General features: G+C 62.7%; 16 protein-coding genes. 14 read left to right on the top strand and 2 right to left on the bottom strand.

Annotated features, from left to right (window positions below; genetic code table 11):
- Positions 1-38 precede the first annotated feature (38 nt).
- Positions 39-893, bottom strand: coding sequence for a biotin--[acetyl-CoA-carboxylase] ligase (locus tag QM600_RS06060; RefSeq protein WP_283260564.1), 855 nt, complete (start codon positions 891-893; stop codon positions 39-41).
- A gap of 116 nt (positions 894-1,009) precedes the next feature.
- Here QM600_RS06060 and QM600_RS06055 point away from each other — a divergent pair, with 116 nt between their 5' ends.
- The 10 genes from QM600_RS06055 (at position 1,010) to QM600_RS06010 (ending at position 9,795) form a co-directional block, all read left to right on the top strand.
- A complete protein-coding gene (locus QM600_RS06055; protein ID WP_283260563.1) occupies positions 1,010-2,650 on the top strand; it encodes an acyl-CoA carboxylase subunit beta in 1,641 nt (546 codons plus the stop codon).
- Entirely contained in the window at positions 2,647-2,988 is a 342-nt protein-coding gene (locus tag QM600_RS06050) for an acyl-CoA carboxylase epsilon subunit (protein WP_283260562.1), read from the top strand. Before QM600_RS06055 ends, QM600_RS06050 begins: the two co-directional genes overlap by 4 nt.
- Before the next feature lie 14 nt (positions 2,989-3,002).
- Complete coding sequence (locus QM600_RS06045; protein ID WP_283260561.1) at positions 3,003-3,644, top strand: Maf family protein; 642 nt, start codon at positions 3,003-3,005, stop codon at positions 3,642-3,644.
- 253 nt (positions 3,645-3,897) lie between these two features.
- A complete protein-coding gene (locus tag QM600_RS06040; protein ID WP_283260560.1) occupies positions 3,898-4,800 on the top strand; it encodes a sulfurtransferase in 903 nt (300 codons plus the stop codon).
- Positions 4,797-5,213 (top strand): SufE family protein, encoded by a 417-nt coding sequence (locus QM600_RS06035; RefSeq protein WP_283260559.1) that lies wholly within the window; start codon positions 4,797-4,799, stop codon positions 5,211-5,213. The genes QM600_RS06040 and QM600_RS06035 overlap by 4 nt, the downstream gene beginning before the upstream one ends.
- Positions 5,214-5,222: 9 nt before the next feature.
- Positions 5,223-6,635, top strand: coding sequence for a condensation domain-containing protein (locus QM600_RS06030; protein WP_283260558.1), 1,413 nt, complete (start codon positions 5,223-5,225; stop codon positions 6,633-6,635).
- A 143-nt stretch (positions 6,636-6,778) separates the two neighbouring features.
- Positions 6,779-8,575: an acetyl/propionyl/methylcrotonyl-CoA carboxylase subunit alpha gene (locus QM600_RS06025; protein ID WP_283260557.1), complete on the top strand. Its 1,797-nt coding sequence runs from the start codon at positions 6,779-6,781 to the stop codon at positions 8,573-8,575.
- A 112-nt stretch (positions 8,576-8,687) separates the two neighbouring features.
- Positions 8,688-9,077 carry a DUF1707 SHOCT-like domain-containing protein gene (locus QM600_RS06020; RefSeq protein WP_283260556.1) on the top strand — a complete coding sequence of 130 codons (390 nt, stop codon included), beginning with the start codon at positions 8,688-8,690 and terminating at the stop codon, positions 9,075-9,077.
- Between the two features lie 29 nt (positions 9,078-9,106).
- Positions 9,107-9,448 (top strand): hypothetical protein, encoded by a 342-nt coding sequence (locus QM600_RS06015; RefSeq protein ID WP_283260555.1) that lies wholly within the window; start codon positions 9,107-9,109, stop codon positions 9,446-9,448.
- The gene (locus tag QM600_RS06010) at positions 9,445-9,795 is read left to right on the top strand and encodes a VanZ family protein (RefSeq protein ID WP_283260554.1); all 351 of its coding nucleotides are present in this window, start codon (positions 9,445-9,447) and stop codon (positions 9,793-9,795) included. Before QM600_RS06015 ends, QM600_RS06010 begins: the two co-directional genes overlap by 4 nt.
- Here QM600_RS06010 and QM600_RS06005 read toward each other — a convergent pair.
- Positions 9,792-10,592 carry a tyrosine-protein phosphatase gene (locus tag QM600_RS06005; protein ID WP_283260553.1) on the bottom strand — a complete coding sequence of 267 codons (801 nt, stop codon included), beginning with the start codon at positions 10,590-10,592 and terminating at the stop codon, positions 9,792-9,794. The genes QM600_RS06010 and QM600_RS06005 overlap by 4 nt on opposite strands.
- Positions 10,593-10,689: 97 nt before the next feature.
- On the opposite strand from QM600_RS06005, the gene uraD reads away from it, so the two are divergent.
- The 4 genes from uraD to QM600_RS05985 are packed head-to-tail and all read left to right on the top strand — an operon-like array spanning position 10,690 to position 13,827.
- Complete coding sequence (gene uraD, locus QM600_RS06000; RefSeq protein WP_283260552.1) at positions 10,690-11,208, top strand: 2-oxo-4-hydroxy-4-carboxy-5-ureidoimidazoline decarboxylase; 519 nt, start codon at positions 10,690-10,692, stop codon at positions 11,206-11,208.
- On the top strand, positions 11,205-11,534 hold the full coding sequence (gene uraH, locus QM600_RS05995) for a hydroxyisourate hydrolase (protein WP_283260551.1): 330 nt from the start codon (positions 11,205-11,207) through the stop codon (positions 11,532-11,534). Before uraD ends, uraH begins: the two co-directional genes overlap by 4 nt.
- 8 nt (positions 11,535-11,542) lie before the next feature.
- Entirely contained in the window at positions 11,543-12,475 is a 933-nt protein-coding gene (gene pucL, locus QM600_RS05990; RefSeq protein WP_283260550.1) for a factor-independent urate hydroxylase, read from the top strand.
- A complete protein-coding gene (locus QM600_RS05985; RefSeq protein WP_283260549.1) occupies positions 12,445-13,827 on the top strand; it encodes an 8-oxoguanine deaminase in 1,383 nt (460 codons plus the stop codon). Before pucL ends, QM600_RS05985 begins: the two co-directional genes overlap by 31 nt.
- Position 13,828 lies beyond the last annotated feature (1 nt).

Below are 13,828 nucleotides of genomic sequence, written 5' to 3'. Positions count from 1 at the left end.
ACTCGAACGGACGAAAACCGACGAGGCTCGCTATTCTTCTAGTCTGCGGTCGGAGCAGCCCGCAAATGAGTGATGTCTCCAGCCGCAACAGCGAAAGTTTCACCGCCGCCGTCTTCGATCTCGATGACAACGCGACCGGAGGTGTCGATGTCGGTTGCGATACCGAAAACCTCTTTGTCTCCGGGCAGTACTGCTCGAACGCGTTTGCCGAGCGTCCCGCAGCGCTGACGATATTCGGCCGCCAACACGGCCGTGTCCCATCCTGATTTCTCCCAACCACGGAACTGCCTCGCCAATTCGCGTGCAATTGCTCGAACCAACGTGTCGCGGTCGATCGTCTCGGCGTTCTCGAGGAGCAACGACGTAGCCGTCGGCACCGGAAGTTCGTTTTCCCCGAGACTGACGTTCAAGCCGACACCCACCACGACGGCAGGGTCGGGGGTGGTCCGTGCCACCTCTGCCAGAATGCCGGCCACCTTCTTGTCCCCGATCAGAACGTCATTGGGCCACTTCAGTTCTGCCGGCACCTCGGCTACCGACCGCAACGCGTCGACGACGGCGATACCGGCCAGAAGCGGCAGCCACCCCATGTCCGCAAGGTTCAGTCCGGGCATGACCAACAGAACCGACATCGAGATCTGGGCCTGCGCCGGGCTGACCCAACTGCGTGAGTGTCGACCGCGCGCGCTTTCCTGGTACTCGGCAATCAGCACATGACGATCGGCACCGAGATCCGAAGCGCGGACCAAGAGATCGGCATTGGTGGATCCGGTGCGTTCGACAACGTCGAGCCGGTTCCAGAAAGCACGGGCGTCGGTGTTGTCGTCACTGCGCACGAGGACGCGTCGCAACGCGGCGTGATCGAGGGGCGGTCGGTTCAGGTCGGTCCACATAGTCCCAGCCTAGGACGACAAGCAAAATGTACTGGTCAGTAGCTTCGGTTGGTCAAACCTCCACAACCGGACCTGCCTTCGAGCCGGCCCAACTGCTCTCGTTAAGCTCACGACTCATGACCACTGTCCAAGAGCCGAACGCGCCGGAGGCGGCGACCGCACCCGATATCCACACGACCGCGGGAAAGCTCGCGGATCTGCGGATTCGGCAAGCGCAGGCGCAGGCACCGAGCGGCGAAGCCGCCATCGACAAAGTCCACGCCAAAGGCAAACTGACCGCCCGTGAGCGCATCAACGCACTCCTCGACGAGGGTTCGTTCGTCGAACTCGACCAATTGGCCCGTCACCGCTCGGTGAACTTCGGCCTCGCTGACAACCGTCCCGTCGGCGACGGCGTCGTCACCGGCTACGGCACCATCGACGGCCGCGACGTCTGCGTCTTCTCGCAGGACGCCACCGTCTTCGGTGGATCCCTCGGCGAAATCTACGGTGAGAAGATCGTCAAGGTCATGGACCTCGCGATCCGCACCGGCCGTCCGCTGGTCGGCATCAACGAAGGCGCCGGCGCCCGCATCCAGGAAGGCGTCGTCTCGCTCGGCCTGTACGGCGAGATCTTCCACCGCAACGTCCAGGCATCCGGCGTCATCCCGCAGATCTCCCTGATCATGGGCCCCGCTGCCGGCGGCCACGTCTACTCCCCCGCCCTCACCGACTTCGTCGTGATGGTCGACGAGACCTCTCAGATGTTCGTCACCGGCCCCGACGTGATCAAGACCGTCACCGGCGAAGACGTCACCATGGAGGATCTGGGCGGCGCACGCACCCACATGGTCAAGTCCGGTGTCGCTCACTACGTCGCTTCCGGCGAGCAGGACGCCCTCGACTACGTCAAGGACCTCCTGAGCTACCTGCCCAGCAACAACCAGGCCGCAGCACCGCGCGGCGAGATCACCGATCCGATCGTCGGATCCATCGAGGAAAGCCTCACTGCCGAGGACATCGAACTCGACACCCTGATCCCCGATTCGGCCAACCAACCGTACGACATGCACGAGGTCATCCGTCGCATCCTCGATGACGACGAATTCCTCGAGGTCCAGGCCGAGCGCGCGATGAACATCATCGTCGGCTTCGGTCGCGTCGACGGCCGCAGCGTCGGCATCGTCGCGAACCAGCCCATGCAGTTCGCCGGTTGCCTCGATATCGATGCTTCCGAGAAGGCTGCGCGCTTCGTCCGTACCTGCGACGCGTTCAACGTCCCGATCATCACTCTCGTCGACGTCCCGGGCTTCCTGCCCGGCACCGAGCAGGAGTACAACGGCATCATCCGCCGCGGCGCGAAGTTGCTGTACGCGTACGGCGAGGCCACAGTCGGCAAGATCACGGTCATCACCCGCAAGGCTTACGGCGGAGCGTACGACGTCATGGGCTCCAAGCACATGGGCGCCGATCTCAACCTGGCATGGCCGACCGCACAGATCGCCGTCATGGGCGCTTCGGGCGCTGTCGGATTCGTTTACCGCAAGCAGCTTCTCGAAGCCGCGAAGAACGGTGACGACGTCGATGCATTGCGTTTGAAGCTGCAGAACGAGTACGAGGACACCCTCGTCAATCCGTACGTCGCTGCCGAGCGCGGCTACGTCGACGCGGTCATCCCGCCGTCGCACACCCGTGGCCAGATCGTCGCCGCACTGCGACTGCTCGAGCGTAAGTCTGTTTCCCTTCCGCCCAAGAAGCATGGGAACATTCCCCTATGACCGCTATCACCGAAGACATCACGCGTGAAGATGTCGCAGTTGTAGAGGCTCAGTCTGCCAACGGTGTCGTCGTCGACGAATCTGCAGCTGACGGCGTCCTCACTGAACTGACGAAAACCCCGGTTTCCGACGCGTCCGTGATCAAGATCGTCAAGGGTTCGCCCTCCGACGTCGAGATCGCGGCGCTGGTCAGTGTCCTTGCTGCTGCGGCCGGCGGCGGCTCCGCTCCGGCCGAGACCGTTCCCACGGAAACATGGGGCAATCCGACACAGTTCCATCGCACGCGTGCGCCGTACTCTCCGTACGCGTACCTGAACCCGTCGATGCGCCGCGGCTGATCTAGCCTGCTCATGTGACTCAACTAGTTCTGGCTTCGGCATCCCCGGCTCGCCTCGCAGTTCTGCGGGCAGCCGGGGTTTTGCCTGTTGTACGTGTGTCCGGTATCGACGAGGACAAGATCGCCGACGAACTCGGTCCGGGTGCCGCCCCCGAAAAGGTGGTCACGGTCCTGGCCGAGGCCAAGGCCGCCGAGATCGTTCCCGGTTTGGCTGCCGACGGTTTGACCGATGTTGTTGTCGTCGGCTGTGATTCGATGCTTTTGATCGATGGCGAATTGCAGGGGAAGCCAGGCAGTGTCGATATCGCGCGTCGCCGCTGGGCCGCTATGGCCGGTCGCAGTGCCACATTGCTCACCGGCCACTGTGTAATGCGGGTGATCGAGGGCAACATAGTCCGCGTGGCCTCCGATCACAGTGCCACCGTGGTGCATTTCGCCAATCCGTCGACGGCAGACCTCGAAGCTTATCTCGCCACCGGCGAACCACTACAGGTTGCGGGCGCGTTCACCCTCGACAGCCTGGGCGGATGGTTCGTCGAGAAAATCGAGGGCGACCCGTCGAGCGTCATCGGTATCGGATTACCTTTGGTCCGAACACTTTTGGAGCGCGTCGGCGTTTCCGTCTCCGAACTGTGGCGGACCCAGAGCGTTCTCTAGGCTACGAGCCTCACGAAAAGTGAAATTACTCACCTGACTCGGCCGAGTTCTGCCGGAGATTTGTGAGCACCGTCAGCCGCCGATCGGAAGTCTCACCGAACAATTGAGGAATTCGGCGATCGCAGCAGATCCAGGACTACGGCAACGGGCGGCGGTGCACCGAACTTGTTAGAAGCGCCACTGCCTCCGGGAGCGCCTAGAATCGATGAAGTCCGTCTTCGAACCGATCGATTCGCCTTACAGGAGCCTGCCCGTGCCCGTTGCCCCCGATCCTTCGCCCGCGTTTGCCGAGTTCAGCCATCCCGACCGGTTGGTCTCGACCGAATGGCTGTCGGCAAACCTCGGTACGCCGGGACTGAAGGTGGTCGAGTCCGACGAGGACGTTCTGCTCTACGACATCGGGCACATTCCCGGCTCCGTGAAGATCGACTGGCACCTCGATCTCAATGACCCGGTCACGCGCGATTACATCGACGGTGAGGCCTTTGCCGACCTGATGAACCGCAAGGGCATCAGTCGCAGCGACACCGTTGTCATCTACGGCGACAAGAGCAACTGGTGGGCAGCGTACGCACTGTGGGTGTTCACCTTGTTCGGGCATGAGGACGTCCGTCTGCTCGACGGCGGACGCGACGCCTGGATCGCCGAAAACCGCGACACGTCGTTCGACGTCCCGAATGCCACGTCCACCGACTATCCCGTGGTGGAGCGAAACGACGCCTCGATCCGCGCTTTCAAGGACGACGTTCTCTCGCACCTCGGCACCGGTCCACTGATCGACGTGCGATCACCGCAGGAGTACACCGGCGAACGCACCCACATGCCTGATTACCCGGAGGAAGGCGCGTTGCGCGGCGGACACATTCCCAGTGCCCGCAGCATTCCGTGGGCAAAGGCCGCAGCACCCGACAGCCGTTTCCGCACTCGCGCAGAACTCGACGAGATCTACGGCGATCTGTCGCGCGAGGACAAGATCGTGGCGTACTGCCGAATCGGTGAGCGTTCGAGCCACACGTGGTTCGTCTTGACTCACTTGCTCGGTTACCCCGACGTCCGCAACTACGACGGTTCGTGGACCGAGTGGGGCAACGCTGTTCGTGTCCCCATCGCTATCGGCGAAGAGCCCGGCGACGCTCCCCTCGAGGTTTCGGCATGAGTTCTGTACCACCAGCATTGGCCGAGATCGTCGAGGACTTCGCGGCCGTCGGCACGTCCGACAAGCTGACACTGCTTCTCGAATTCAGCCGTGAACTTCCGGCGTTGCCTCCCGAACTCGAGCAGAGCGCGATGGAGCCGGTTCCGGAATGCCAGTCACCACTGTTCCTTTCGGTCGACGATTCCGATCGCGCCAAGGTGCGGCTATATTTCAGCGCTCCCGCCGAGGCCCCGACCACCCGCGGTTTCGCGTCGATCCTGGCGCAGGGCCTCGACGGGCACAGTGCCGACGAGATCCTCGCTGTTCCCGACGACTTCTATTCGGAACTCGGCCTGGCTGCGGCAGTCAGTCCGCTGCGACTGCGCGGCATGTCCGCAATGCTCGCTCGCATCAAGCGTCGCTTGCGGGGCTGAGAGAGAGACATGGAATTCACCGAACTTGCCGACTACGCGATTCCCAGCGGATCGCTGATCGAATGGTTACCGTGCGCAACCGGTCCGTGGACGCCTGATCCGCGGCCCGCGTCGTACATTCACGAGGCCCACCTGCAACGCTCCTCCGCAGGCTCGGGCGATAAGTCATGGCTGGGTACAGCTTTCGAGATTCCCGGCCCGTTGGACGTCAACGCATTTCGAATTGCGTTGCGGCAGTGGATCGATCGTCATGAGGTTTTGCGCTCACATACGGCACTCGACACCTCGACCGGCGCAATCACCCGGCACACTGTGCCGATCGACGGCATCGACATCGGAGTTGTCAACCACGGTTACGACGCGCTGAGCCAGGTCAACTTCGAGCACCTTCACCGTCTGTTCGACGATTTTGCTTCCCCCCACAGTTGGCCGTCGTACGTGTTCGCGACGCTCACACCTCGGGGCGGCGACGGCCCGTCCACAGTGTTCTTTGCTGCCGACCACTCGATCATCGACGGCTTCTCGATCGTTCTGATCGCGCATGAGATCACCTCGCTCTACCGCGAAGCGCTGACGGGCAATCCGGCCAACTTGTTCCCGGTCGGTAGTTACGTCGATTTCGGGGCCCTCGAACGCGAACAGATGTCCGACCGGGAGACCGAAGACGCAGCTCTCGAGGTCTGGAGCAAGGCACTCGCCGACGGCGGCCTACCGCAGTTTCCGCTACCTATCGGAGATCGTGGCACCGAGTCCCAGAACGGACTCTCGATGTGGCTTCTCGACTCCGATCACTCCAAGCGGTTCAGTGCACGTTGCACCGAGGCCGGAGTCGGTTACTTCGCCGGTTTACTGGGCGCGCTTGCCGCCGTCGGCCATGATGTTGCCGGCGCGGACCGCTTCCAGATCGTGACTCCGGTCCACACTCGCTCCGCTCAGGAATGGGCCGGCGCTCTCGGCTGGTTCGTGGGTTTGTGTCCGATCGATTTTCCGGTCGGAGACGACACCTCGTTCGACACTCTCGCGCGGCGAGCCGCCGAGTCCCTTACCGCGATGAAGCCTGCTGCGGCCATCCCCTTCGATCGGATCGGCGAGAAGCTCGGAACTCCGATCCGGCCACGATTCGTGGTGTCCTACATGGATGTTCGCTTTGTTCCCGAGGCCGCCCAGTGGCCGGAGTGGAATGCACGCGCGTTGCGCAGCAAGGCATTCACCCACGACGTGTACATCTGGATCAATCGCACACCGACGGGCCTCAATCTTGCCGTGCGATACCCCAACAACGACACCGCCAACGCGTCGGTGCACACCTATGTCGCTGCGCTGCGTCGCGCGATCGAGGAAGCTGCGACCGAAACCGACGACAACCCGCCCACAACGGACAGTTCGAGCTACTCGCCAGTAGCTTTTCAGACCGTTTCATGAGTCGCACGGGGCTATTCCGATCCGGTTACAACCTGCATCGAAGCCATGAATACACTCCGAAGCGATGCCAGTAATCCACCGATGGTGAAATCCCAGAGGAATACACCGCGGAGATAAAGACAATGCGAACCACAGGAGGCTCAGTGCCCAGTCATGCCAGCGCGCACATTACGAAGGTGCTTGTCGCGAACCGCGGTGAGATCGCGGTACGGGTCATTCGGGCAGCCAAGGACGCCGGCTACGGCAGCGTCGCTGTCTACGCCGAACCCGACGCCGACGCGCAGTTCGTAAAGCTCGCAGACGAGGCATTCGCCCTCGGTGGACAGACATCCGCCGAGTCCTACCTCGTATTCGACAAGATCCTCGACGCCGCCCGTAAGTCCGGCGCCGACGCAATCCACCCCGGCTACGGCTTCCTCTCGGAGAACGCCGACTTCGCCCAGGCCGTCATCGACGCGAACCTGATCTGGATCGGCCCGTCGCCGCAGTCCATCCGCGACCTCGGTGACAAGGTCACGGCCCGCCACATCGCCGAGCGTGCAAAGGCTCCGATGGCAGCCGGCACCAAGGACCCCGTCAAGAACGCCGACGAGATCGTCGCGTTTGCCAAGGAGTTCGGCGTTCCGGTCGCTATCAAGGCAGCTTTCGGCGGCGGTGGACGCGGTATGAAGGTCGCGCAGACCATCGAAGAAATCCCGGAACTGTTCGAGTCCGCTACTCGTGAGGCCATCGCGGCGTTCGGTCGCGGCGAGTGCTTCGTCGAGCAGTACCTCGACAAGGCACGCCACGTCGAAGCTCAGGTCATCGCCGACCAGCACGGCAACGTCGTCGTCGCGGGCACCCGCGACTGCTCGCTGCAGCGTCGTTTCCAGAAGCTCGTCGAAGAAGCACCGGCACCGTTCCTGACGGACGACCAGCGCGCCCGTATCCACGCATCCGCGAAGGCCATCTGCAAGGAAGCCGGATACTACGGCGCCGGCACGGTCGAGTACCTGGTCCAGGGCGACACCGTCTCCTTCCTCGAGGTCAACACGCGCCTGCAGGTCGAGCACCCCGTCACCGAAGAGACCGCCGGTATCGACCTGGTGCGTCAGCAGTTCCTCATCGCCAACGGCGAAGAGCTTTCCATCAAGGAAGATCCCACCCCGCGTGGACACTCCTTCGAGTTCCGTATCAACGGCGAAGACGCCGGCCGCGGCTTCATGCCGGCTCCGGGCCCCGTCACCGTTTACCGTGAGCCCTCGGGCCCCGGCGTGCGCGTCGACTCCGGCGTTGTCGCCGGCGACGTCATCGGCGGCCAGTTCGACTCCATGCTCGCCAAGCTCATCGTCACCGGTGCAACGCGTGAAGAAGCTCTCCAGCGTGCGTCGCGTGCGTTGGCCGAGTTCGAGATCGACGGCCTCGCAACGGTTCTGCCGTTCCACCGCCACATTGTCGAGAACCCGGCATTCGTCGGCGACGGCACTTCGTTCGACATCTACACCAAGTGGATCGAAACGGACTGGGAAAACACCATCGAGCCGTGGGCCGGCGCCGGTGTCCCGGCCGACGACGAGGACGAGGCTCTGCCGCGTCAGAACGTCGTCGTCGAGGTCGGTGGACGTCGCGTCGAGGTTTCCCTGCCCGGGCAGTTCTCGCTCGGTAACGGCGGCGGCGCACCTTCCGGCGTCATCCGCAAGAAGCCGAAGGCACGCAAGCGCGGCGGCGCAGGCGCAGGCGGCGCATCCGGTGACGCCGTCACCGCTCCGATGCAGGGCACCGTCGTCAAGGTCGCTGTCATCGAGGGCCAGGAAGTTGCCGAAGGCGACCTCATCGCAGTCCTCGAGGCCATGAAGATGGAGAACCCGGTCAACGCACACAAGGCCGGTATCGTCACCGGTCTGACTGTCGAAGCCGGTGCTGCCATCACTCAGGGCACGGTTCTCGCAGAACTGAAGTAAAGGGGCGCAGCCCACGTAGGTGCTTGCACCGGAGCTTTGCACTGTGCGCCTTTTTGGTAGTTCCCACTACCAGAAAGGCGCACAGTCGTTTCCGGCCAGTAGTCTGTAACTCATGGCTGACGTTCCCGACATTCGTATCGGTACCACCGAACGCGAGCAGGCACTGTCGCTACTGAGCGAGCACTTTGCCGCCGGTCGCCTCACCGTCGCAGAATTCGACGAGCGCAGCGGAATCGTCACGGCTGCAACAACTCGCAGCGAACTGGCACCGGTATTCAAAGATCTTCCCGGTCCGATTCCTGCGGCAACTGCTCCGACTCCGGTCCGGAAATTCGATCCCGACTGGTCCGGGCGCATCATGGCCGTCATCCCGATTCTGGCAGTCATCTTGTTCTTCGTGACCGGGACCTGGCTGTGGTTCCTGGCCATTCCGTTGGCCGGCGCGCTCCTGTTCGGAACTGACCGAGAACGTAAAAAGAATCGCCACGACGGTAGGAACTGATGATTCGACGCGACGGGAATACGTAACCAATGGATCCGATCGAGATCAACGCCGGTGGTTGGTACCTCCGTGCCCTGCGCGCAGACGAGCGTGTGGACGACCGACCGGCACTTGCCGACGGCGGAATCGCCGATGCCGGTTACGTCGGCCTCCGGGCATCTCAGTGGGCTGAGAACAGCGTCTACTCGTGGGCGGTGTGCCAACCGAATACCGGCGAACTTCTGGCGGAGGTCCTCCTTACGCCAGAAGGCACCACTGCCCGGCTCACCGGTTGGGCGCGGGACGGCCACGACGAAGCCCTCGCCACGGCGTCCGCTGCCGTCACTCGGTTTGCCGAAGGCGCTCTCGATCTGACTGTGACTCACGCATGAAACACAACCGATATTGGCCACTCGCCCTAGCCGTGGTCATTGCCTTGATCATGCTGTTCTCCCCCGGTTCCACGGTGCCGTCGGGACCGGAAAACAGCGACAAGGTCACACACACCTTGATGTTCGTCGCCTTGGCGATGACATCACTGCACGCCCGAATCCCGTGGTGGCTCACGGCGCTCTGGCTGATCGCCTTTGCCGCGGTATCCGAAGTCCTGCAAGGTGTGCTGCCGATTTCACGTTCGGGTTCGGTCTGGGACGGCGCCGCCGATCTGGTCGGTATCGCGATCGGAATCGGGATAGTTGCCCTGCTCGCTCGGCGGCGTGCTCACACCCCGGTGAACTAGCCGATCAGGTTGTCCCGCAACCGAGTCTGCGTCTGCTCGTCGATCTTCAGTCCGTCCGCGAAATAGGCTTCGATGGAACCGTGCACCGATGCAAGTTCGTCGAGTGAAGCCTCGAGGTACTCCCGGCGCACACCCAGAACCCCTTCGAGGAGTGACGGATCGCCGCCCTGAGCGGCAAACCGCTCGAAGAGTGGCGCGAACAGGGGGAGCAAGATCGTGTTTGTCATCAGGTAGTCGTCGAACACTGCGTCTTCCGAGGCGCCGAGGAACAGTAGGAGTGCCGCGGCAGCCCACCCGGTTCGATCTTTGCCGGTCGTGCAGTGAATCAGTGCCGGCGCGCTGGTAGGTTGCGTCAAATCCAGGAACAGTTGCCGGTACGACGAGACAGCACTGGGTAGTGTCACGAAATCGCGGTAGCTGCCCTGGAAATACTCGAGTGCCTGACCGGTTCCCAGCAGTTCGGTAGCTGCTCGAGGGTTGGCGATCATCTCCTGCATCTGAGCGGGGATGGCCCGATACTCCTTGTCCGCCAATACGTCCAGGCCGAGTTCGCGAACTCCGGCAGGAATCCGGTCGGGCGCAGTTTCACGCTCGGACGCAGTGCGCAGGTCGTAGATCGTGGTGATGGCCAACTCCGCCAGCGTCTGCTCGCCCGTCTCTGTCAGCGAAGCAAGGTCTGTCGAGCGGAACACCGCACCAGTTCGTACCGAACCGCCGAACCTCGACTCCGGTCCCCCAATATCGCGCAGGTTCGCCAGGGACGGCACGACGGATGGCAACTTTGGAGTATCAGTCATGTCTATGAAGATACCGATGAACAAGAAGATTATGAGGCTTCATCTCCCGTAATTGCTGCGCTACCGCTCCGAAACATGTTCAGGTAATGCTGTGGTCATGCGTGCATGGAATTCCAGTGGTCTCGATGCATTCAACGCGCTCACGGATCAGTCGGCACTGAAGGCGCTGCTCGAATGCTGCCATTCCTCGGCTTGGGCGTCGGCGGTGGCAGCGGCACGTCCCTACCCCAATGTCGACGCGTTGTTCGATACTGCGGATTCCGTGCTTCGCGGCCTTCCCGAATCCGAAATCGACGAGGCACTGGCGGGTCATCCCCGCATCGGTGAGCGCACCGACAGCGCATCCTCGACCACGGAGCAGACGCTCGTGTCCACGGCATCCGAACAGGTGCTGGCCCAGTTGCGAATCAAGAATGCGGAGTACGAGGACAAGTTCTCACACGTCTATCTGGTGTGCGCGAGTGGCCGGTCGGGGTCGGAACTCCTGAACATACTTCTCGAGCGTCTCGAAAACGACCCCGCCACCGAGCGTTCCGTGCTACGAACGGAGTTGGCTGCAATCAATCGCATCAGGCTCACCCGTCTGATCGACGCGCTACCGGGAGAGACCCCATGAGCAAGGTATTGAGCACGCACGTTCTCGATTCCACCACCGGCACGCCCGCAGCGGGCGTCAGCGTCCAACTGTGTGGCGCAGACGGAGCGCCCATTTCATGCGCCCTCACCGACTCCGACGGGCGGATAGCCGAACTTGCCCCCGACGGCCTGACACCGGGCAACTATCACCTGATCTTCGACACCGGAGCATATTTCGAGCAGACCGGACAAGAAAACTTCTACCCGGAGGTGACTGTCACCTTCCGGGTAGACGACGCGGTACGCGGCTATCACGTCCCACTGTTGCTGTCCCCCTTTGCCTATTCCACCTATCGCGGGAGCTGAAAACTACAGTGAGAAAACAGAACCCGACCACGGCGCCGCTCTCCGGATCGATCGAACTCACCGGGCACCAGTACGGCAAGGCCGAGAATCGTGTCGTCCGGATCTACCGCGACACACCCCGCCACGAAATTCACGATGTGAACGTCTCCACTTGCCTGCGAGGCGATTTCGCCGACGCGTACCTCACGGGCGACCAATCCACAGTGCTCCCCACCGACTCCCAGAAGCAAACGGCGTACGCCTATGCCAAAGAGAAGGGCCTGATCTCGATCGAGTCCTACGGGCTCGAACTTGCCGCCCACTTTGTCGACGACATCCAGCCCGTCACCGGTGCACGGGTCGAGATCGAGGAATACGCCTGGTTGCGTGCGATTGTCGACGGTACCGAGCACGATCACACCTGGGTCCGTAAGGGTCAGGAGGTGCGGACCGCGTCGATCACCCAGGACGACACCGGGACCTGGGTGATCGGAGGCTTGAAAGACCTGGTGCTGCTCAAGTCGAGTGGCAGCGAGTTCACCGGGTTCCTTCAAGATCCGTACACGGTTCTCGAACCCACCGAGGACCGTGTCCTGGCCACCGCTCTGGTCGCGCAGTGGCGGTTCGTCGGGACAGACGTCGATTGGGAGTCGGTCTACGTGGGCGTCAAGGCACAGATCGTCAAGCAGTTCGCGACAGTTCATTCACTTGCGTTGCAGCAGACACTGTTCCAGATCGGCAAGGCGATCTTGAAGGAGTTCCCGATCATCGCCGAGGTCCGCCTCTCCGCACCCAACAAACACCATTTCGACTACGCTCTGGAACGTTTCGGGGTCGAGAACAACAACGAAGTCTTTCAGGCCGCAGATCGTCCGTACGGGCTGATCCAAGCAGCAGTCAGTCGATCCGACGCACCCGACGCGGGCCCCGCATGGACGCCCTATACAGGCTGGCTGTCGTGACCGACTTCGTTATCGAGGGCGCTCACATCGCCACAGTCGACGGCGCGGGTACCGAGTTCACCAGCGGATATGTGGCGGTGGCGGGCAACACGATCACCGCGGTCGGCGCCGGACCGACTCCGGAATTCCCCGGGGCACGTGTCATCGATGCCCGCGGATGCCTGATCACACCGGGACTGGTGAACACCCACCACCATCTGTACCAGTGGATCACTCGCGGTCTGGCAGCCGATTCGACGCTCTTCGAGTGGCTGACCACCCTGTATCCCGTCTGGGCGGGCATAGACGCCGATGCAGTACACACTGCCGCGACGGGCGGACTCGCCTGGTTGGCGAAAACGGGGTGCACCACGACCACGGATCACCATTACGTGGTTCCGCGCGACGCGGGCGACGTGTTCGAAGCGGAGATCACTGCCGCAGCACAAGTTGGCCTGCGGTTCCATCCGACGCGCGGATCGATGGACCTCGGGCGGAGTTCAGGCGGATTGCCACCCGATCACATAGTGGAAAAACTCGACGACATTCTGACCGGAACCCAGACTGTCATCGATCGCTGGCACGACCCGAGTCCCGGATCGATGCTGCAGATCGCTGTGGCGCCCTGCTCCCCGTTCTCGGTTACGGAGGCTCTGCTCCGCGAGTCGGCTACATTGGCCCGTGCTGCCGGGGTCGGGATGCACACTCACCTGGCGGAGACAGTTGACGAGTTGGAGTTCTGCCGCGAACAGTTCGGCGGCACTCCCATGGAGTACATGGAACGCGTCGACTGGCTGGGGCCGGATGTGTGGTTCGCGCACGCCGTGCATCTCGACGACGCAGCAATCGAGACCATGTCACGCACGGGAACCGCTGCGGCACACTGCCCGACATCCAATGCCCGACTCGGCGCCGGCGTTGCCCGCACGCCGGAGCTTCTCGGTGCCGGTGTCACGATCGGACTGGGGGTCGACGGCTCAGCCAGCAACGAGGCGTGCAGTCTCGTCGAGGAATCACGCCATGCCCTCCTGTTCGCCCGGTCACGCGGCGGTCCGCAGGCGATGACGGTCCGGAAAGCACTCGAGCTCGGGACCATCGGCGGCGCACGGGTTCTCGGCCGCGAGAACGAGATCGGATCACTCGAGGCGGGCAAGTTGGCAGATCTCGCAGTGTGGAATCTGAATACGATCGCTCACGCCGGAATCACCGACCCGGTAGCCGCATTGGTACTGGGCTCCACACCACCCCTGAAACTGTTGTTGGTGAACGGCGAGGTTGTGGTGGCCGATAATCGGGTAACCACGGTTGACGAGGACGTCGTTGCATCGGACGTCGCTCGCGCTCACCTCGCGCTGGTGCGAAAGGCCGGGTGAC

Source organism: Rhodococcus sp. IEGM 1379 (genome assembly GCF_030056815.1).
Lineage (GTDB): Bacteria > Actinomycetota > Actinomycetes > Mycobacteriales > Mycobacteriaceae > Rhodococcus_F.
Note: the sequence above shows the minus strand (reverse complement) of the source record. Positions and strands in the feature narration are given on the sequence as shown.